We start from the raw sequence: 18,272 nt of genomic DNA, 5'->3' as shown, positions 1-18,272 counted from the left end.
GGTAGGCCGAGCGGACCGCAGGGGTGCGGGCGGTGCCGCTTCGCGGAAGAATGCGCGCCGTGATCGTCGACTGCGCCATCTACCGGGACGGCCGCCGCACCGAGGGCCCGCCCGACTACTCGGACGCGCTGGAGGAGGCCAGGGCGGCCGGGGACGCGTTCGTGTGGCTGGGCCTGTACGAGCCGACCGAGGACGAGTTCGACCTGGTCAGCCATGAGTTCGGGCTGCACGCGCTGGCCGTGGAGGACGCGCTGCTCGCCCATCAGCGGCCCAAGCTGGAGGTGTACGACGACTCGCTGTTCGTGGTCCTCAAGCCGGTCTCGTACGAGCCGCACAGCGACACGGTGACCACCGGGGAGCTGATGCTCTTCATCGGCGACTCGTTCGTGGTGACGGTCCGGCACGGCAAGGGCTCGCCGCTGCACGCCGTGCGCAAGCGTCTGGAGGCGGAGCCGGAGCTGCTGCGGCACGGTCCCACGACCGTCCTGTACGCGGTGAGCGACGCCGTCGTCGACCACTACACGGAGGTCGCGGCCGAGCTCCAGACGGACCTGGAGGAGCTGGAGACGCAGGTCTTCGCGCCCTCCGGGAGCGACGTGAAGGGCCGCGCGCAGCACAACGGGAGCACGGTCGCCTCGCGGATCTACACCTTCAAGCGGCAGGTCCTCGAATTCCGCCGGGCCAGCGTCCCGCTCACCGAGCCGATGCAGCGCCTTTCGGGCGCGGGGGTGCCGTTCGTGCACGACAAGGCGCAGCCGTTCTTCCGCGATGTCAGCGACCATCTGATCCGGGCCAACGAGGGCGTGGAGGGCCTGGACCGGCTGGTCTCGGACATCCTCTCCGCCCATCTCGCGCAGATGGGCGTGCGGCAGAACGACGACATGCGCAAGATCTCCGCCTGGGCGGCGATGGCGGCCGTCCCGACGATGGTCGCGGGGATCTACGGCATGAACTTCGACCACATGCCGGAGCTGAAGTTCGTCTGGGCGTATCCGGCGGTCCTCGCCCTGATGGCGGCCCTTGAGGTCCTGCTCCACCGCATGTTCAAGCGCCGGGGCTGGCTCTGAACTCCCGTGGCAGCGGCGGTTCTACGCGAACTCGGGCGCGCGCGTGGCCGGTCCGCCGAGCGCGTCGCGCCGCTCGGGCATCGTCAGGCTCACCATGCGCCGCCACCCGGCGGCCCGTTCGTACGCGTACACGCCGTGGATCCCGGCGGCCAGAGCCGCGGACTTGGCCTTCGGCCAGCGCAGGATGCGGCCCATGTGGTCCATCACGGCCAGGCTGACGTCCCGGTAGATACGGATCTCGGCCAGCGCGCACTCGCGCAGCACGCGCTGGATGGTGCGCCCGTGTCCGGCGTAGGCGAGCCGCAGCAGTTCCTCGTGGCAGTACGCGAGGTGGTTGTCCTCGTCGGCGCTGATCATCCGGATCGCCCTGCCCACTTCCGGGTGGTCCCCGAAGTACCGCACCAGCATGACCATTTGGTCGGCGGCCCGCTGCTCGGTGACCCGGCTGTGGGCGAGGTAGGTGACGATGTCCTGCTCGGTGAGCGGCTTTTCGCCACGCAGCAGTTCATGGGCGAGGCCGATGCCGCCGCGCTCCAGGAGCATCGTGTAGTCGGTCTCCGCCGGCACCGGGACCGGGGTGAGACCGCGCTTCTTCAGGAGCGCGTGGAAGATCCGCCCGTGCTTGTCCTCGTCGGCGCCGTGCCGGGCGATCTTGGGGGCGAGGCCGCGCTGCTCCGGCGGGACGAGCGCGGAGATCCGGCCGTTCTCCCAGCCGCCCTGGCTCTCGCCGCTGGCCGCGATCGAGCAGAAGAGCCGGAACGACTCGTCGTTGTCGAGGATCTCCTGGAACAGGCTCTTGGCCGAAAGCATCGCCGTACCTCCGCATGACTCCCGCACAGACATCTGCAAAGAGCAAGTCAAATACGGGGGACAGAACGGGGCAACAGGGGTGTCGGCGGACTAGGCCGAACGAAGGAACGCGCACAGGTGTGTCCGCCCGTAACCCGACCGGCGCGCGGCGCGTTGTTCGGGATGACGGCCGTGGCGGGGAAGACCCCCCGAGCCCCCACCACGGCCGCAGGCTTTCCTTCGTACGACTGCCGTACGACGCCTGTACGACTACGCCAGACCGGCGTGCTCCAGCGCCTCGGTGCCCGCGCGCAGGGCCGCGATCCGCTCGTCGAGCGTGAAGCCGGCCGGGGCGAGGGTGAGGGTGGTGACCCCGGCGGCGGCGTAGGCCCGCATCCGGTCGGCGATGCGCTCCACCGAGCCGAGCAGGGTGGTGGAGTCGATCAGCTGGTGCGGAATGGCGGCGGCCGCGCCCGTCTTGTCGCCGGACAGGTACTTGTCCTGGATCTCGGCGGCTTCCTTCTCGTACCCCATGCGCTGCGCGAGCTGGTTGTAGAAGTTCTGCTTGCGGCTGCCCATGCCGCCGACGTAGAGCGCGGTGTACGGGCGGAACATGTCGGCGAGCACGCTGACGTCGCTGTCCGCGCCGAGCGCGAGCGGCAGCGTCGGGCAGACGTCGAAGCCCTCCATCGTCTTGCCCGCCTTCTCGCGGCCCGCCCGGATGTGGCGGATCGCGGTGTCCTCCAGATGGTCGGCGGACGGGAAGATCAGCAGCGCGCCGTCGGCGATCTCGCCGGTCTGCTCCAGGTTCTTGGGGCCGATCGCGGCGATGTAGAGCGGGATGTGCTCGCGCTCGGGGTGGACGGTGAGCTTGAGGGCCTTGCCGGGGCCGCCGGGCAGCGGCAGCGTCCAGTGCTCGCCCTCGAACGACAGCCGCTCGCGGGTCATCGCCCGGCGGACGATCTCCACGTACTCACGGGTGCGGGCCAGCGGCTTGTCGAACTTGACGCCGTACCAGCCCTCGGAGACCTGCGGGCCCGAGACGCCCAGGCCCAGGCGGAAGCGGCCGCCGGAGAGCGAGTCGAGGGTGGCGGCGGTCATCGCCGTCATCGCGGGCTGGCGGGCCGGGATCTGGAGGATCGCCGAACCCACGTCGATGCGCTCCGTCTTGGCGGCCACCCAGGCCAGTACGGTCGGCGCGTCCGAGCCGTAGGCCTCGGCGGCCCAGCAGACGTCGTAGCCGAGCCGGTCGGCTTCCTGGGCGACGGCGAGGTTGTCGCCGTCCATTCCGGCGCCCCAGTAGCCGAGGTTGATCCCGAGCCGCATGGCGGTCCCCTTACTGATCAGTAACGTCCCTGTGCCGGGGACTCTAGCGCGCGGGCGGTCGCTGCGGCAGGCCGCACGGGGCGCGGGTCCGTCCCGGGGCGCGTTCTGCGGCGCGGGCGCCGGTTGTCCACAGGCTCTCACCGGTCGGCGCCGGGGCCAGTACTCTCAGCGCCCATGGAGCAGAGGCACCTGGGCCGTACGGGCCTGCGCGTATCCCGGATCGGACTCGGCACCCTCACCTGGGGCCGGGACACCGACGAGCACGACGCCGCCGATCTGTTGAAGGCGTTCTGGGAGGCCGGCGGCACGCTGGTCGACACGGCGGACGTGTACGGGGGCGGGGACGCCGAATATCTGCTCGGGCAGCTGGTGGAGCGGCTGGTGCCGCGCCGGGACCTGGTGATCGCCACCAAGGCGGGCAGCGTGCCCGACCCGGACCGCCGCTTCGACGGCTCGCGCGGCCATCTGCTCGCCGCGCTCGACGAGTCGCTGGAACGTCTCGGCACGGATTACGTGGACATCTGGCAGGTGCACGCGTTCGATGCGGCGACCCCGCTCGACGAGACGCTCCAGGCGCTGGACATCGCGGTGAGCAGCGGCCGCGTGCGGTACGCGGGCGTGTCCAACTTCTGCGGCTGGCAGCTCGCGAAGGCCGCGACGTGGCAGCTGGCCGCGCCGGGCGTACGGACCCGGCTCGCCAGTACGCAGATGGAGTACTCGCTGCTCCAGCGGGGTGTGGAGCGGGAGGTGCTGCCGGCCGCGCTCGACCTCGGGATCGGGCTGCTGCCGTCCTCGCCGCTGGGGCGCGGGGTGCTGACGGGCAAGTACCGCAACGGCACCCCGGCCGACTCGCGCGGGGCCTCCGAGACCATGGCGCCGTTCGTCGCGCCCTATCTGGACGAGGCGGCGAGCCGGATCGTCGACGCGGTGACGATAGCCGCGGACGGCCTCGCGGCGACGCCGCTGCAAGTCGCACTCGCCTGGGTCCGGGACCGGCCCGGGGTGGCCGCGCCGATCGTCGGCGCGCGCAACGCGCAGCAGCTCGCGGCGGCACTGTCAGTGGAGACGCTTAGTCTTCCAGACGAGATCTGCCGGGCGCTCGACGATGTGTCGGCGCCCGTGCACCGCTATCCCGATCAGGACTGGAGCACCTTGTGACCGCGCTTCCCCCGGGGACGGCCCCCGGAACCCCGGCCGATGGCGCCTTGGGCGCCGAGAGCGGCGAGGTGGAGGCGACCGTCCCCGCCGATGTCGCCGACGACGCTGCTACGGAGGGCGAGACCGCCGACACCTCTGTGGAGGGCGAGACCGCCGACGCTGCCGCCGCCACGGGTGAGGCTTCGGCGGAACTCTCCGAAGCACAGGCCGAGTTGGCCGCTCAGCGCGAGCTGCGGGCGCGGATCGAGGCGCGCAAGGCCGAGAAGGAAGGGCCCGTCGACGCCGGGACCAAGCTCAGTGGCCAGGCCGCCGACCTGCTCGCGGCGGTACGGGCGGTGGAGAGCGGCGAGAAGTCGGGCTCGGCCTTCTTCGCCGCCGCCCCGGCCCCCCGCCGCCCCGCTCCTTCGACGGCGCCCGCGCCCGTACGTACGCAGGTGCCGCAGCCCGCGCGCGCGGCGGCCGGACCGGAGGCGCTGGCGGCGGTCCGGGCCGTGCTGACCGAAGGCGGCGCGCCGGATTCGCTCGCTCCGCAGGTCACGGACGCCCTGGGCGAGCAGGCGGCCGACGTCCTGCGGGCCGACCCCTGGCAGCTGCTCGCCGTCCCCGGGGTGCGGCCCGAGCAGGCCGACGGCTTCGCGCGGGCGGTGCTCGGCGCCGGATGCGGCCCGGACGACCCGCGCCGGGTGGCCGCGCTGGTCGGCTGGGTCCTGGAGCGCGCGTCCGCCCAGGGTCACACCGCGCTCACCATCGAAGCGGTGAAGGCGGCCCTCGCCGAGCGTTCCGTGCCCGAGCCGGACGAGGCCGTGCAGCACGCGATCACCGAAGGCGTGGTGCTGGTCTTCCAGGACGGAGAGGCCGCGCTGGACGGCGAGGAGAGCGAGCCGGACGACGAGACGGGCGAGGACGTTCCCGAGAGTGCCCCCGTCGAGGTGCTGCTCGGCCTCGACCGGTACGCGCTCGCCGAGGAGAGCCTGGCCGACGGCCTGGCCCGGCTGGCCAACGCCCCGGTGAAGGACGACGGTTCGGACTGGGCGGACGCGGCGGCCTCGGCCCCCTCGCCGTCCGCCGCCGAGCTGATCCGGGCCGTGGCGGGCAACGGCCTGGTCACCCACTCCGGCGGCGAGGCCGCCCGCGCCGAATCGGCCGCCGTGGTCGCCGCCGCGCACGGCCTGGGCCTTCGGGCGGCCGCCGCCGCGCACAGCCGGGACGGGCGGCGCAGGCTGGCCGAGGCGGTGGGGCCCGAGCGCGCGTTCACCGTGGCCGCGCTGCTCGGGGCCGAGGGGCCGGGCCGGGACGAGGACGGGGCGCTGGTCCTGGACGTCCTGGTCGTGCAGGACGCCCCGCAGCTCGACGTGGAAACCGCCGCGATGCTCGTCGAGTCCCTGCCGGACGGCTGCCGTCTGGTGCTCGGCGGCGACCCGCAGGTGCTCGGCTCGGCGGGCGCCGGGCAGGTGTTCGCCGATGTGCTGGCCGCGCGGGCCTTCCCGCATGTGGCCTCGCGTACGCCCGACCCCGGGCCGATCGGCGAGCTGGTCTCCGGGATCGGGGCCGGTGAGCTGGGCCAGGTGGACGCGCCGGGCAAGGAGGTCGTGATCGTTCCGGTGCGGGACGCGGGCGAGGCCGTGCACCGCTGCGTGCAGCTCGTCGCGGACTCGGTGCCGCGCGCGATCGGCGTGCCGACCGAGCAGACCCAGGTGATCACCGTCGGCCACGGCGGCTCGGCGGGCACGCGCGCGCTCAACACCGCGCTGAAGCAGCGGCTCAACCCCGGCCCCGGCCGGTTCGCGGGCTTCGACACGGGCGACCGGGTGGCGTACGCGGAGGCTCCTGGTCGTACCGCCGTGGGCGTCGTGGCGTCGGCGGGCCCGGACGGGCTGCATCTGGACTGCGGCGGCGAGGAGGTCGTCGTACCGAAGGAGCGGGTCGGCTCCGCGCTGCGCCACGGCTGGGCCGTGACCGCCCACCAGGCGGCCGGGACACGCTGGCCGGCGGCCGTGGTCGTGCTGCCCGGGGACGCGGCGCAGGGGCTCAGCCGGGCGTGGATCTACACGGCGTTCGGCCGGGCCGAGCGCCATCTGTCCGTGGTCCACGGGGTGGACCAGGCACTGCCGCGCGCCGTCACGGAGGGGGTGGCCCCGGCGCGTACGACCCGTCTGACGCCGCTCCTGAAGGGCCTGCTGAGGACGCCCGAGTCGGAGTAGACGCGAGAACGGCGGGCCCCGGTGGGCCCGCCGCTCTCCTCTGAGATCAGGAAGGACCGGACAGCTCGTCCTCGTCCTCCAGCTCCTCCTCGTCGAAGACCGCGCTCACATCGAACCGGCACACCACCCGCTGCGGATCGGCGTGGTCGAACGGGGTGCTCAGCCACTCCCCCGGCTCCGGCAGCTCGTCGGCCGCCGACACCCACAGCGTGGAGTCGCCCTCCTCCAGGCCGAACTCCTTGTGGCGGGAGGCGATTTCATCCGGTTCGTACTCGCCGAAGAGCACCCCGAGCGCCGCGTGCACGCTCGTGCCGACCACGGCCGCCGCACGGTCGCCGGCCGCGCCCTCGGCCTCGTCGGCCTCCGGATCGAGGTCCGCGATGCGCTGGGCCTGGGCGAGCAGGCGCTGTGGCTCCACCACGGCGTAGTCGCGGCGGATCAGCACGCTCAGCGCGTTCGGCTCCTCCGGGCCCGTGTAGGGCGGCAGGGAGTCGTCGGCGCCCGGGATCTCGAAGGGGGTGACCTCGTCGTACCGGTCGTAGAGCCGCTCGTCGTACGCCTCGGCAGCGGCGGCCAGGGCGTTGAACGCGTCGTACACGGCCGGATCGTCGTCCCCGGTGCGGCGTTCCACCGCCTCCAGGTGGCGGTCCAGCGCGGCTTTCACCGCGTCGGCGGCGGCACGTACCTCGGCAGCGGAGGGCTGCGCAGCATCAGACATAGTGCAGACGCTATCCGTACCGGGCCTGTGCCCGCACAATAGATGCGATGCCGGAATACGAATTTGTCGACGTGTACGTGCCGCGCGGGGTCTCCCGCAAGGACGCCACACGCCTGCTGACCGACCACGCCGAGTACGGACACTGGGAGTTGGAGCGACTGAGTCTGCTGCGTGACGGCAGCCGCAGGGTGCGGCTGCGCAGGCGGATCATCCGCCAGCTGCGCGCCACGTGGTGACAGGACTCGTGTGACGAAGATCGTGTCACGGAAACGGATCGGGCCCCGCGAAAGCGGGGCCCGATCCGTTCCACGAGCTTTCTGCTGACCGACCGATTCCGGGCGGTACGAGAACGACCGGTACCCGTACCGTCCGAGAACGTCCCGTACCCGTACGGTTACGCCCCGGCGCGGGCGCGGCGGTACAGGGCGGTTCCGGCGATCACCAGGCCCGCACCGGCCGGCAGCGCGACGCCGACCGCGTCGGACCCGGTGTGCGCGAGCGCGGCGACCGAGCCTGTGGAGGGCGTCGTGGTGTGGGTGGCCGGGGCGGTCGTGCCCGGGGTGCTCGGGCTACCCGGCTTGCCCGGCGCGTGCGGGTGCCGGCCGGGCTTGGTCCCGTGGATCGGGCTGACGTCGCCGGGCTTGCCCGGGTGGTGCGGGGTGCCCGGGTGCTCCGGCCCGCACGGCTCACCGGGCTTGCCGGGGTGGCCCGGCTGTCCCGGGTGGCCGGGGTGACCCGGGTGACCGGGGTGGTGCGGGGGCTGGTGGCCGGCGTCGGAGACGTTGGCGCAGTCGTTGCCGAACACGGGGTTGAGGCCCCCGATGACGGTCACGTTGTTGCCGCACGCGTTGACCGGCACGTCGATCGGCGCCTGGACGCTGTTGCCGGAGCCGACGCCCGGCGAGTCACTGGCGTGGCCGTTGGCCGTGGCACCGCCGCCGTGGCCGTGGTGCGAACCGCCGTGGTTCACACACTTGTTGCCGACCGCCGGGTTGAGCACCCCGATGACGTTGACGGTGTTGCCACAGGCGTTGACCGGCACGTGCACCGGCGCCTGGATCGCGTTCCCCGACAGCACGCCCGGGGAGTCGGACGCCGAGCCGTTGGCCGCCGAGTCGGCGTGCGCGGAGCCGCCGGCCATGGCGATGACGCCGGTGGCGGCCGCGAGGGTGATCAGGCCTTTTCTGGTGACCTGTCGCATAGGTTGAATCCCTGCCTTCTGCCTTACGGATGCTCCCCGGGCACCGTTGCGCCCGGGATGAATGCCGGGCGGCCCCGGAGCGCATGGCGCGCGCTCCGGGGCCGCCCGGATCAAACCCTCACGGGTTCGGGCACAACGTCAGTCGTTGACGCAGGTGTTGCCGAAGGCGGGGTTCAGCAGCCCGACCACGGAGATCGTGTTGCCGCAGACGTTCACCGGGATGTGAATGGGCGCCTGGATGACGTTGCCCGACACGACACCCGGGGAGTGCACCGCGGCACCCTGGGCACCGGCGTCGGCGACGGCCAGTCCCGCACCCGCGAGAACCAGACCACCAGTGGCAGCCGCAGCAGCGACGACCTTCTTGATCATTACTTCCTCCTTGTTGGCAATGTGCGATCCCAGCCGCGGACCGCACACCCTGTAACGAGGCGAAAGTTATGGGGCTACGAGCTTATGAACGCATTCACTCTTTTCAGTCAAGTGCGCACGGATGGCCGATTGTTGGCGTGTCGTTTCGCCAAAACCGCGTACGCGGCGGTACGGGTGCCGTGCGGACACGGCACCCGCTGGTCAGGACGCGTCGATGAACCGGTCGAGGACGCGCACGCCGAACTTCAGACCGTCCAGCGGCACCCGCTCGTCGACCCCGTGGAACATCCCGGCGAAGTCCAGCTCCGGCGGCAGCTTCAGCGGCGCGAAGCCGAAGCAGCGGATGCCGAGGTCGGCGAAGGACTTGGCGTCGGTGCCCGCCGAGAGCATGTACGGCACGGCGCGCGCGATCGGGTCCTCGGCGACCAGGGCGGTCTGCATGGCGTCGACGAGCGCCCCGTCGAAGGTGGTCTCCAACGCCTTGTCGGCGTGCACGTCCTCGCGCTTGACCCGGGGCCCGAGGATGCGGTCCAGATCGGCGAGGAACTCCTCCTCGTACCCCGGCAGGAAGCGCCCGTCGACGTGCGCGGTCGCCTGCCCCGGAATCACGTTGACCTTGTAGCCGGCGCCGAGCTGGGTCGGGTTGGCGGTGTTCTGCAGCGAGGCGCCGATGAGCTTGGCGATGCCGCCGAGCTTGGCCAGCGTCTCGTCCATGTTCTCGGGGTCGAGCTCGGTGCCGAGCGCGTCGCCGAGCTCGTCCAGGAAGTGCCGCAGGGTCTTGGTGACCCGCACCGGGAACCTGTGCCGCCCGAGCCGCCCGACGGCCTCAGACAGCTCGGTGATGGCGTTGTCCTTGTGGATCATCGAACCGTGCCCGGCGCTGCCGTCCACGGTCAGCTTCATCCAGTGCATGCCCTTCTGGGCCGTCTCGACAAGGTAGAGCCGCAGCTGCTCGTTGACGGTGAAGGAGAACCCGCCGACTTCGCTGATGGCTTCGCTGACACCCTCGAACAACTCGGGATGCTTGTCGACGAGGAAGCGGGCCCCGTACGTACCACCGGCCTCCTCGTCCGCGAGAAAGGCGAGGACGATGTCACGAGGAGGCTTGCGCCCGGAGCGCAGCCGATCCCGTACGACCGCGAGGGTCATCGCGTCCATGTCCTTCATGTCGACCGCGCCGCGCCCCCAGACGCAGTCGTCCGCGATCTCGCCCGAGAAGGGGTGGTGCGTCCAGTCGTCCGCGTTGGCCGGGACGACGTCGGTGTGGCCGTGGATGAGGAGCGCGGGCCGCGACGGGTCCTCGCCCTGGATCCGGGCCACGGTGGAGGCCCGCCCGGTGTGCGACTCGAAGATCTTCGGTTCGAGCCCGACCTCCGCGAGCTTCTCGGCCACGTACTCGGCCGCCTTGCGCTCGCCCGGCCCGGAGTGGTCCCCGTAATTGCTGGTGTCGATCCGGATCAGCTCGCGACAGAGGTCGACGACCTCGTCCTCGCCGCTCGGACCCCGCGTCGCCGTCGACTCGCTCACGCTGCTTCCTCCCGCTGCCGCTTGTGCTGTCCCCCTCATCCTCCCTCGCGCCCCCGCCCGACCCAAGGGCGGCTCCCGGTCGACATACGACGTTCACGCAGGCCAGGGGGGTGATCGAGCACCCCCAGATGTTTGCTATTGTTTTCCACGTCGGAACGGGCACGGCCCGCGAGACAGACACCTTGTCCGGGTGGCGGAATGGCAGACGCGCTAGCTTGAGGTGCTAGTGCCCTTTATCGGGCGTGGGGGTTCAAGTCCCCCCTCGGACACCAGCAGATACCCCAGTTCACCTGGGGTTTTTCTGTTTCTCCGGCTGTGGCGTGACCAACCACGTGACCAACAGCCGAGCGAACTTCCTGGTCAGACCAGGGATGACAGGCCGAGTCGGCTGGCACTCGAAGCGGCCAGCTTCTTCGCTCCCTCAGCGCGACGCCTGCCGTACCGCGCCATCGTGTAGCCCGGCGAGTGGTGCCGGGCGTTGGCTGAGACCTCTACCGGGTTCTCGTGGTTGTCGAGATCGTTCGTGATCTTCGATGCCCGCCAGTCGTGCAGCCGGAAGTTGTCCGGCAGGTGCAGACGGTTGCGTGCCGTGCGCCAGCGGGCCGACACCTTCTCAGGGTCTTGTGGTCCGCCTGCCTCACCCCGGTACAGCTTGAAGCCGTCGCGGGCGAACACGAGGTCATGGTCCACCCAGAGATCCCCGAGCCGTTCCCGCTTCTCGTCCTGGCGTTCCCTCTGCCACTTGAGGATGTTCATCAGGGCTTGGTCTACGTAGATGATCGCGTTGTCGTCTCCGTCCTTGGTGAGCTTGCGCAGCCGGTACGTGTTGCCTTCCTCGACCACGACCCAGCCCAGTTCGATGGCGCACTCATCCCAGTGGACGAGCGACCACTTCCACCCCAGAACTTCGCTGCGGCGGCACGAGGTGGCCGCGTAGGCGGTCCACAGCGGGGCGTCCCGAAGGCAGTGGTGGGTCAGTCCGTCGTCGCACGCCCGGTTGCCGCACGGCTTCCATATCTCTTTGAGGAAGTGCGTCGTCTCGTGATCGTTGAGTGTGGGGAAGTCCGGCTGTGCCGCCTTGATCTGCCGCTCCGTGGGCGGGTTGGCAGTGTGGGCCGGGTTGACCGTGAGGAGCTTCCTCGGTCCGGTCACCGAGTCCAGCGCAGCCGAGATGATGTTGTGGATGTGGCGGACACTCTTGGGGCCGAGCGGCTTGTTGCCGTTGGCCTCGATGGGCGTGGCCTCCAAGAGCCGGTACAGCTCGTCGAGCCGCTCGTCCGTCACCTCCACCACCTTGACCTTGCCTATGTGCGGCTTGATGTGCAGCCGGATCTTCGGCTCGTACCCCTCCTTGGTCGTGTCTTCGCCCCGATGCTTGGCAAGCCATCCGTCCATGAGCTGTCCCATGGTCATGTCGGAGCGGGGCGTGAGGGTGCCTGCCTCGTGGTCGGTGTGCCACTTGCGCAGCGCCCGTTCCGCCTCGGTTTTGTTCTTGTACTCGCGTCCTATCCAGTAGCGCTCCTTCCTGCCCGTTGCCGGGTTGAAGTGCAGGGGCGTACGCACGCCCCAGGTGTTCGGTCGTCCCGTGCGCGGGATCTCCACCGGAGTCCCACCGAGCCCGTTGCCGCGCTTTGCCACTCGGCTAGCTCCCCCTCGCTCTGCCCCAGCCGTTACGGCTGTCGCACCTGTTCGACATCGATCCCCCTCAGCGTTTCGATCGCCTTGTCCGTGAGCTGTCCGCCCGCCTTGCCTTCGACCTTGGTCAGGAAGGCGCGCTGACGCGCCGCCCGGAGGTGGCCCTTCAACGTCGCCTGCTTCGTCCCCGTCCACAGCTCAAGGTCTTGAGCGGGTGCCGTCCGTCCAAGGTTCACGAAGCGCACGTACAGGGCGGAGAGCACCGCGAGGTACTCGTCCGACACTCCCTTGGGGAGGCCGGCCAGCTCACGCCGGAAGGTCTCGATCGCCTGTTGGCCAGCGCGGGTCAGCCTTGTCATCGACCCTGCGTCCTTCGCGAACGCGGCGGTGTCGACCTGCCGCAGGACCGTGCTGGTGATGCCGCGCGCTACCTCTTGCGGGGCGGCTTCCTCGTGCGGCTCGATCTGGATTTCGCGGGGGTTGCCCGAGGTGGAGTCGAGCGGAAGCCACATGGTGACCTTCCACGCCCCGATGCGCTGGACGTGTTCGATGCCCGCACGGGGCGCAGCGCTGCCCTCGTGATCGTTGGTGTTCGTCATGGGCGACAACGTACGGAACTGAAACGCGTCAGGCAAGTCAAGGTGTGACGCATCCGGGTTTGACGGAACTGGACTGATATCCCAGGATGGACAGCCCCGAGGGGACCCCTCCCCTCCGCTACCGAGGAGCTGTCCATTGCAGAACGCCCGCCTGATGAGCGTCGCCGACCTGGCCGAGTACCTGGGCGTGACGCCCGCGTGGGTCTACAACAACCACCGACCGCTCAACATCCCCGCCTGCAAGATCGGCGGACATCTCCGCTTCCGGCCGTCCGACGTGGAGCACTGGCTTGAGCGGGAGTGCCGCGCAGCCGCCTGACGCGAGCCCCAACCTCCATGTCAGTCCGATGGCTGGCCGTGCCTACCAGAAGGGAGCGCATGCGAACCACCGACTACCGGCGCTCGTCGCGCCACACGGAAAGGACCACCACTCAGTGCGCATCGACTTCGGACCCGGCGTTGAATGGGGCGGCATCTCTCAGGCTCATTGCGAACTCATGGCCAGGAACGACGGGCACCGACTTCACTACCGCGTCTACTTCGCCGCCCTGTGGCGGGCGAACCAGATAGGTCATGCCGAGTTCCGCATGGGTGAGCTCGCCACGATCCTCGTCGCGGAAGGCGGAGTCATCCCGTCCCGGCAGAGCGTCACGAACGCGGTCGGGCGAGCCAAGGCACTGGACCTCATTGGACCGGACTCAACCGTCCGATGCCTCACCCTGCCCCATCACCACTTCCAGAAAGGCGGCCGAGGTGGCCGCAAGTGCAGCGTGCACGGCGACGCCACGCCTTGGGCGTGGGCTTCCTGAACGCTCGCCCGTCCAGGCCGACACGCACCACGTGTACAAACACGCGAAACGTACACGCCAGGCGTGGCCGAGGGACACGCCACCCGTGTCGCGGTACATCACCTGACCTGCGGAAACGTTCGCTGCTCTTTATCTATCTCAGTAGGTTCTCAGCCTCACAAGCCTTGAGCACCCGGCCCCTGCCGGGGCCGACATCGTGAAGCCACTTACGTGCAGCGGCGAAGCGAAGGAAGGGCGCACAGCGCCCCCACGGGCGAAGACCCAACGGCGAAGGCGTGAGCAGAGAGGGCGGCCATTCGGCCGCTCAACCCGAAGCCACTTACGTACGTGTTCAGCGGCGAAGAGGTAAGCGACAGAAGAGGTAAGCGACAGGGGCGGCCTCCGGCCGCACAGACAGAAGCCGCTTCGACAGGGCGGCCCCGAAGGGGACCGACATCAGGAAGACCAGGAAGGTAGCCAGGTGGGGCGCTGCCGCGCCCCCAGAGCGCGAAGCCCCTTCGACTTGCAGCAAGAGGCGTGGGCCGCTTACGCGGCGACAGAGCGAAGCCACTTACGGTAAGCCCAGAAGGTGCCATTCTCGTGCAGGCTCCGAGTGCCGGCCAGGCTAGGCGCAGCGCCCCCACCTGCTACTTCTCCGCCGCTGCCTGCGATCGCCGCTGCCCTGACGAGGTCTGGAACCGTGGCAGGATCTGAGCTGCTAAGACGTGGCGGTCGGGCTCGCCTGCTTTAGGGGGTCATACCCCACCCCCTGGCATCCGCCGTCGGAACCGTGACGGCGCGGGCGCCGTCGACGTTGCCTCAGTCATGACCGATGACGAGTGGCTGCACTACTGGCTGGCGTGTGCGCCCAAGCTCAGCGATGAACAGGTGGACGAGATCCTCAGCCTGATGGGCTTGGAGCGGACGCCGGGCGGCTGGGTGCTATGCCAGCAGAGTCCCGTCTCATAAACCTTCGATAGTGAGACGCTCGGCGCAGCATCGGGCCATATCCGTTTCACCCCCACTCTCACGTCTCGAAACCCGTCTCAAAAGATCCGTCTCGCGACTGGCTTTCGAGACACGTTTATGAGACTGTCTCGATCATGACCACGAACACCCCGGCCGATCAGGTCGAGCGTCACCCCTGCCCGAAGTGCGAAGCCCCCGCCGGTAGCCCCTGCCGGACGGGAGCGGGCAAGGTGGCAGCGAACTACCACACGGGCCGCTTCGCCCTCGTGCCCGCGCTCAAAGCCGAACTCACGGTGAAGACCCCGGCCGACCGCAACCCCGGTAAGCCATGGACGCAAGGCGCACCCGTCCCCGAGGTGGCAGAGGTGGCGCCGGGCGCAGCGATACGGATCGGCTACGCCCGTTGCTCCACGGTCGGGCAGGAACTCGACAGTCAGTTGGACCTGTTGGGTCGCGCCGACTGCCACCGTGTCTTCTCGGAGAAGATCAGTACCCGTGTGAAGGAACGGCCGGAACTAGAGAAGGCCCTCAGCCTCGCCCGGGAGAACAGGACAGCCGCACCCAACCAGCCCGTCATCCTGACCGTGGTCGAGATGAAGCGCCTGGCCCGCAACGCAGCGGAACTTATGACGTTGTCGGCCACGTTGCAGGCGGACGGCATCCAACTCGAACTCCTCTCCGGCCCGTTGCAGGGGGTCTACGACCCCAACGGGGCAGGCGCCATCGTCTTCGCCGTCCTGGCCGTGAGCGCCGAGGTGGAGCGGGAAGGCATCCGGGAGAAGACGTTGGAGGGGCTGGACACTGCGGCCCGCAAGGGCAACCACGGTGGACGCCCCTCCGTCGTAGACGACGACAAGCTAGCCGTAGCCCGCGCTCGACACGCCAAGGGAGAGAGCGTCACGGCCATTGCCAAGGCCTTGGGGATCTCCCGAGCCACCTTGTACCGGCACATCGGCGAGAGCGCCTGAGACGGGCGCACAGCGGCGGAGTCAGGCGCTCACCTCGGAGTGCACCGGAACGGGCGGGCGCACTCCCGTGAGCGCCTCCGCTCGGGCAACCAGGTGGAGAGCAAGGTCGGGGTACCAGCCACGGGCTACGGCTTGCAGCATCTCCGCCAGGGCCGCGAGTTCTCCGATTCGGCCAGCGGGAGTGTCAAGGATCGCCGCGAACTCCTCGCGGATACGGGCGGCAACGTCGGGAACGAGCAGGCTGTTGACGTGGAGGAGCCCCGCGTCATAGCCGAAGGGCACGAGGCCCCACCGCTCCCAGTCCAACAGGGCCAGGGGCATGGCGGTGAGGTTGCCCCAGTGCAGGTCACCGTGACCGGTCACCCGCTCCACCTTGGCGGGGGCCGGGATGCCAAGGAACTGGGGGAAGGCTCGTTCGATCCACCCGTCCCGGACGGTCGTCTTCACACCCTCCGCTTCAGCGAGTAGATCAAGGGCTTGGCGAAGGTCCGCCCACCACTCGTCAGGCAACCCGGGGTCGTGGTCGATGTCGGCTCGGTCCGGGGACACCACGGGTTGCGTGAGGTAGTCCAGGACTTCGGCCTCGAAGGCCCACTCACCGTCAGTCCAGTCGTGTACCCCGTGCAGGCGGGGGCGGGGAACGCCGTCGGGTACCAGCTCAGAGGCGCCGACGATGCCCTCTCCCTGCTTCCTGCCTGCGTTCCTCTTCGCCGTCCGGCTCACCCGTAGCCACCGGTTCCCTGCCCGACGCCCGAGGGTGACACCGAGGAAGCCCCACGCCAGCGGTCCCGTACATGTGAGACCCAGCGCCTTGGCCGCCCGGTCGTGGGCGGCCTCCATCAGGGCCTGTACCTCCTTATTCAGAGGCGAGTTCATCCGTCACCCTCCTGAGTTCCTGGGCCGTCAGCGGCGCAGCCAGAGCCTTGGCCACATCGTCCCAGTGCTCGCGGGTACTAGCGGAGGTGAGGACGACATCGAGGCCAGGGCACGAGCCAGCGGCCAGCAGGGCAGCGGCTGCGGCCGACAGGCAGGGGCGGATGAGGTTCACCAGTTCGGGTGTCATGGCATCGAGGAGTTCGCCCCCGTGCAGGGGAGCAGAGCCGAACGTGATCAGCCCCGCTTCGTTCGCCTGCACCAGTGGCCCGCCGCCGTTCAGGGCCTGTGTGATCGGAGCATCCATGATCAGGCTGACGGGCATCTGCAAGCCGGTGAAGTGGTGCTCGGCGGAACCCGCCGCCTGGCGCGCGAGCGCGAGCAACTCGGGAACGCTGAACGCTCCGGAGGCCAGGCCCGACCAGGTGGCGACGCCGTACCCGCCGATCCTGCCCGCATGGGCGAACTCCTCCAGCGCCGTGAAGGCTTCCCGTACACGCCCGTGCAGAGAGGCACGGTCACGGCCGTGCCCCTGGTGCTCCGGGTTGTGCACGAACACCAGGTCCACGCGCCCGAGCGCGGCCAAGGATCGCTCCGTCTGCCAGCGGACAAAGCCCCGCTCAAGGCTGTGCCTACCGGCCGCCTCTTGCCGGGTGAGCACTTCCTCAGCCAGGGCGGTGCGGCCCTGCTCCTGCGTGAAGAACCCAGTCTTCGTGGCTACCCGCACGGTCGGGTGCTCCCCGAGAACCGGGCGCAGTTCCTCATGCGCCCCACCACGGGCGTAATTGGGTGCCGTGTCCACCCAGGGGCTACCGGCAGCCAGGGCGGTGCGTGCCGCCTGACTGACGGCACGCACGCGGTATGTCCCCAGGCAGAGCGCGGCGGTCACAGCGCCGTCCCCACGACGGCGACGGCGTGGCCGTCGATGAGGACGGAGACCAGTTCGGCCACCTCCTTGACCTCCAGCCCGGCGGAGTCGGCCATCTCCCCAAGCGTGGTCGGCTGGTTGGTCAGCAGCGTGCCCAGCGCGGGAGCGGCGGACTCGGCGAAGTCCCAAGCGGTACCGGCCGCCGAGAGGGTGACCGTGCCCTCTTCGCGGTTCGCCGACAGGCGGCCCCTCGGAGCAGTGAGCTTGACCGCGATCTCCCGCCGTGCGGGCAGCCCGTCTACGTACGGCAGGGACGGAATCGCGTGGCCCGGGTCCGTTGTGTCGATCGACTCCGCCCACCGCTCAACGAGGCGGGGGTCCGCCATCATGTCGGCCACCTCACGGCGTATGGCGTCGATGAAGTCCGACTGTTCCGCCAGCGAGCCGAAGCGCGGGATGTCCCTGCGCAGCGCGAGGGACGCCCGGAGCTGATCGACAACCCAGAGCATCAGGTCAGCGCCTGTGTGCGGGATCGTGCCGAACGTGAGGTGAAGGGATTCTGTCCCCTGGTCGGCGGTGACCGAGTGCCACCAGCCGCGCGGCAGATAGAGCACGTCGCCCGGGGACAGAACGAGGTCCGCCACCGGGTCGCCCTCCGGCTCCTCCGGCGACTCCACGTCCCGGAAGGTGGGCGCCTCACGGGTCATCCCCCACAGGCGCCACCGTTTCGAGCCGTGCAGTTGCACCACGACGACATCGTGGTCGTCCCAGTGCCGGCCGAAGCCCTCCCGCTCGGTCCACGAGGCGTACACGTTGGCCTGCACGGAAGTCCCGAGGAAGCGTTCCAGTGCCTCCGCAGCCGCCCCCACGGCGGGGTGGATCTTCTCCACCGCGTCGAGAACCAGCGACGCCCCGTCTTTGAGCTGGGCGTGGAAGTCGGACGGCTGGATGCGGGACCAGGTGACCGCTCGGCGGTTCGTGGTCGGGATCGCGTAGCGGTATAGCGGGACCATCTCGCCGTCGACCGACAGGCGCAGCCTGGGCGGCTCCAGCCGCTGCGTGGCGATGATCCGGTTCAGGTCGTCCCAGGAGAACAGGCCCGCCGTGTCGGCGGCCCGGGGGAAGTGCGCGTATGAGCGGTGGTACGTCTGGGCGAGGAACCTGTCCCCGCCCAGACGCCCCGCCCACGAGGCTGCATCAAGCAACGTGGGCG

The 18,272-nt window shown here is 70.0% G+C and carries 19 protein-coding genes and 1 tRNA gene; 9 read left to right on the top strand and 11 right to left on the bottom strand.

Annotated elements, in window-relative coordinates; genetic code table 11:
- The first annotated feature begins 50 nt into the window (after positions 1–50).
- The gene (locus tag ACT1U9_RS25625) at positions 51–1,067 is read left to right on the top strand and encodes a magnesium and cobalt transport protein CorA (RefSeq protein ID WP_444535001.1); all 1,017 of its coding nucleotides are present in this window, start codon (positions 51–53) and stop codon (positions 1,065–1,067) included.
- A 21-nt stretch (positions 1,068–1,088) separates the two neighbouring features.
- Here the strand turns inward: ACT1U9_RS25625 and ACT1U9_RS25620 are convergent, their stop codons facing one another.
- Together ACT1U9_RS25620 and ACT1U9_RS25615 are read right to left on the bottom strand one after the other, a co-directional pair.
- Complete coding sequence (locus ACT1U9_RS25620; protein ID WP_444535000.1) at positions 1,089–1,877, bottom strand: ferritin-like domain-containing protein; 789 nt, start codon at positions 1,875–1,877, stop codon at positions 1,089–1,091.
- A 249-nt stretch (positions 1,878–2,126) separates the two neighbouring features.
- Positions 2,127–3,182 (bottom strand): LLM class F420-dependent oxidoreductase, encoded by a 1,056-nt coding sequence (locus tag ACT1U9_RS25615; RefSeq protein ID WP_444534999.1) that lies wholly within the window; start codon positions 3,180–3,182, stop codon positions 2,127–2,129.
- Positions 3,183–3,356: 174 nt separating this feature from the next.
- On the opposite strand from ACT1U9_RS25615, the gene ACT1U9_RS25610 reads away from it, so the two are divergent.
- Together ACT1U9_RS25610 and ACT1U9_RS25605 are read left to right on the top strand one after the other, a co-directional pair.
- A complete protein-coding gene (locus ACT1U9_RS25610) occupies positions 3,357–4,340 on the top strand; it encodes an aldo/keto reductase (protein ID WP_444534998.1) in 984 nt (327 codons plus the stop codon).
- A complete protein-coding gene (locus tag ACT1U9_RS25605; RefSeq protein WP_444534997.1) occupies positions 4,337–6,541 on the top strand; it encodes a helix-hairpin-helix domain-containing protein in 2,205 nt (734 codons plus the stop codon). The genes ACT1U9_RS25610 and ACT1U9_RS25605 overlap by 4 nt, the downstream gene beginning before the upstream one ends.
- Before the next feature lie 46 nt (positions 6,542–6,587).
- Here the strand turns inward: ACT1U9_RS25605 and ACT1U9_RS25600 are convergent, their stop codons facing one another.
- On the bottom strand, positions 6,588–7,259 hold the full coding sequence (locus ACT1U9_RS25600) for a hypothetical protein (RefSeq protein WP_444534996.1): 672 nt from the start codon (positions 7,257–7,259) through the stop codon (positions 6,588–6,590).
- Between the two features lie 47 nt (positions 7,260–7,306).
- On the opposite strand from ACT1U9_RS25600, the gene ACT1U9_RS25595 reads away from it, so the two are divergent.
- Entirely contained in the window at positions 7,307–7,495 is a 189-nt protein-coding gene (locus tag ACT1U9_RS25595) for a DUF5703 family protein (protein WP_188275129.1), read from the top strand.
- Between the two features lie 158 nt (positions 7,496–7,653).
- Here the strand turns inward: ACT1U9_RS25595 and ACT1U9_RS25590 are convergent, their stop codons facing one another.
- The 3 genes from ACT1U9_RS25590 to ACT1U9_RS25580 all read right to left on the bottom strand — a co-directional run bounded on the left by ACT1U9_RS25590 (position 7,654) and on the right by ACT1U9_RS25580 (position 10,398).
- The gene (locus tag ACT1U9_RS25590; protein WP_444534995.1) at positions 7,654–8,460 is read right to left on the bottom strand and encodes a chaplin; all 807 of its coding nucleotides are present in this window, start codon (positions 8,458–8,460) and stop codon (positions 7,654–7,656) included.
- A gap of 138 nt (positions 8,461–8,598) precedes the next feature.
- Positions 8,599–8,832, bottom strand: a complete 234-nt coding sequence (gene chpH / locus ACT1U9_RS25585) for a chaplin ChpH (RefSeq protein ID WP_444534994.1) — start codon at positions 8,830–8,832, stop codon at positions 8,599–8,601.
- A gap of 201 nt (positions 8,833–9,033) precedes the next feature.
- Positions 9,034–10,398, bottom strand: coding sequence for a M20/M25/M40 family metallo-hydrolase (locus tag ACT1U9_RS25580; RefSeq protein ID WP_444534993.1), 1,365 nt, complete (start codon positions 10,396–10,398; stop codon positions 9,034–9,036).
- Positions 10,399–10,543: 145 nt separating this feature from the next.
- Here ACT1U9_RS25580 and ACT1U9_RS25575 point away from each other — a divergent pair.
- Positions 10,544–10,631, top strand: a tRNA-Leu gene (locus ACT1U9_RS25575).
- Between the two features lie 88 nt (positions 10,632–10,719).
- Here ACT1U9_RS25575 and ACT1U9_RS25570 read toward each other — a convergent pair.
- Together ACT1U9_RS25570 and ACT1U9_RS25565 are read right to left on the bottom strand one after the other, a co-directional pair.
- Positions 10,720–11,997 (bottom strand): tyrosine-type recombinase/integrase, encoded by a 1,278-nt coding sequence (locus tag ACT1U9_RS25570; RefSeq protein ID WP_444534992.1) that lies wholly within the window; start codon positions 11,995–11,997, stop codon positions 10,720–10,722.
- A gap of 32 nt (positions 11,998–12,029) precedes the next feature.
- Complete coding sequence (locus tag ACT1U9_RS25565) at positions 12,030–12,593, bottom strand: hypothetical protein (protein WP_444534991.1); 564 nt, start codon at positions 12,591–12,593, stop codon at positions 12,030–12,032.
- A gap of 136 nt (positions 12,594–12,729) precedes the next feature.
- Between ACT1U9_RS25565 and ACT1U9_RS25560 the strand changes: the two genes are divergently transcribed.
- The 4 genes from ACT1U9_RS25560 (at position 12,730) to ACT1U9_RS25545 (ending at position 15,318) form a co-directional block, all read left to right on the top strand.
- Entirely contained in the window at positions 12,730–12,912 is a 183-nt protein-coding gene (locus tag ACT1U9_RS25560) for a helix-turn-helix domain-containing protein (protein WP_444534990.1), read from the top strand.
- Positions 12,913–13,027: 115 nt separating this feature from the next.
- The gene (locus ACT1U9_RS25555) at positions 13,028–13,402 is read left to right on the top strand and encodes a hypothetical protein (RefSeq protein ID WP_444534989.1); all 375 of its coding nucleotides are present in this window, start codon (positions 13,028–13,030) and stop codon (positions 13,400–13,402) included.
- An 804-nt stretch (positions 13,403–14,206) separates the two neighbouring features.
- Positions 14,207–14,350: a hypothetical protein gene (locus ACT1U9_RS25550; RefSeq protein ID WP_444534988.1), complete on the top strand. Its 144-nt coding sequence runs from the start codon at positions 14,207–14,209 to the stop codon at positions 14,348–14,350.
- Between the two features lie 134 nt (positions 14,351–14,484).
- The gene (locus tag ACT1U9_RS25545; RefSeq protein WP_444534987.1) at positions 14,485–15,318 is read left to right on the top strand and encodes a recombinase family protein; all 834 of its coding nucleotides are present in this window, start codon (positions 14,485–14,487) and stop codon (positions 15,316–15,318) included.
- 21 nt (positions 15,319–15,339) lie between these two features.
- On the opposite strand, the gene ACT1U9_RS25540 is transcribed toward ACT1U9_RS25545, so the two are convergent.
- Genes ACT1U9_RS25540 through ACT1U9_RS25530 form a run of 3 tightly spaced genes read right to left on the bottom strand, consistent with a single transcriptional unit; the run spans position 15,340 to position 18,264 of the window.
- Positions 15,340–16,194, bottom strand: a complete 855-nt coding sequence (locus ACT1U9_RS25540) for a hypothetical protein (protein WP_444534986.1) — start codon at positions 16,192–16,194, stop codon at positions 15,340–15,342.
- Positions 16,175–17,080: an aldo/keto reductase gene (locus ACT1U9_RS25535; protein ID WP_444534985.1), complete on the bottom strand. Its 906-nt coding sequence runs from the start codon at positions 17,078–17,080 to the stop codon at positions 16,175–16,177. The genes ACT1U9_RS25540 and ACT1U9_RS25535 overlap by 20 nt, the downstream gene beginning before the upstream one ends.
- Positions 17,077–18,264: a cupin domain-containing protein gene (locus ACT1U9_RS25530; protein WP_444534984.1), complete on the bottom strand. Its 1,188-nt coding sequence runs from the start codon at positions 18,262–18,264 to the stop codon at positions 17,077–17,079. Before ACT1U9_RS25530 ends, ACT1U9_RS25535 begins: the two co-directional genes overlap by 4 nt.
- Between the last annotated feature and the right edge of the window lie 8 nt (positions 18,265–18,272).

Origin of the sequence: Streptomyces sp. BR1, assembly GCF_052373795.1 — a bacterium.
In the GTDB taxonomy this organism is placed as follows: Bacteria; Actinomycetota; Actinomycetes; order Streptomycetales; family Streptomycetaceae; genus Streptomyces.
Note: the sequence above shows the minus strand (reverse complement) of the source record. Positions and strands in the feature narration are given on the sequence as shown.

Bases quoted from the DNA above. Each gene is read 5' to 3' on its own strand.
- ACT1U9_RS25580 (WP_444534993.1), bottom strand. From the start codon at position 10,398: ATGAGGGGGACAGCACAAGCGGCAGCGGGAGGAAGCAGCGTGAGCGAG.
- chpH (WP_444534994.1), bottom strand. From the start codon at position 8,832: ATGATCAAGAAGGTCGTCGCTGCTGCGGCTGCCACTGGTGGTCTGGTT.
- ACT1U9_RS25600 (WP_444534996.1), bottom strand. From the start codon at position 7,259: ATGTCTGATGCTGCGCAGCCCTCCGCTGCCGAGGTACGTGCCGCCGCC.
- ACT1U9_RS25620 (WP_444535000.1), bottom strand. From the start codon at position 1,877: ATGCTTTCGGCCAAGAGCCTGTTCCAGGAGATCCTCGACAACGACGAG.
- ACT1U9_RS25610 (WP_444534998.1), top strand. From the start codon at position 3,357: ATGGAGCAGAGGCACCTGGGCCGTACGGGCCTGCGCGTATCCCGGATC.
- ACT1U9_RS25565 (WP_444534991.1), bottom strand. From the start codon at position 12,593: ATGACGAACACCAACGATCACGAGGGCAGCGCTGCGCCCCGTGCGGGC.
- ACT1U9_RS25625 (WP_444535001.1), top strand. From the start codon at position 51: ATGCGCGCCGTGATCGTCGACTGCGCCATCTACCGGGACGGCCGCCGC.
- ACT1U9_RS25595 (WP_188275129.1), top strand. From the start codon at position 7,307: ATGCCGGAATACGAATTTGTCGACGTGTACGTGCCGCGCGGGGTCTCC.
- ACT1U9_RS25590 (WP_444534995.1), bottom strand. From the start codon at position 8,460: ATGCGACAGGTCACCAGAAAAGGCCTGATCACCCTCGCGGCCGCCACC.
- ACT1U9_RS25550 (WP_444534988.1), top strand. From the start codon at position 14,207: ATGACCGATGACGAGTGGCTGCACTACTGGCTGGCGTGTGCGCCCAAG.
- ACT1U9_RS25615 (WP_444534999.1), bottom strand. From the start codon at position 3,182: ATGCGGCTCGGGATCAACCTCGGCTACTGGGGCGCCGGAATGGACGGC.
- ACT1U9_RS25540 (WP_444534986.1), bottom strand. From the start codon at position 16,194: ATGAACTCGCCTCTGAATAAGGAGGTACAGGCCCTGATGGAGGCCGCC.
- ACT1U9_RS25545 (WP_444534987.1), top strand. From the start codon at position 14,485: ATGACCACGAACACCCCGGCCGATCAGGTCGAGCGTCACCCCTGCCCG.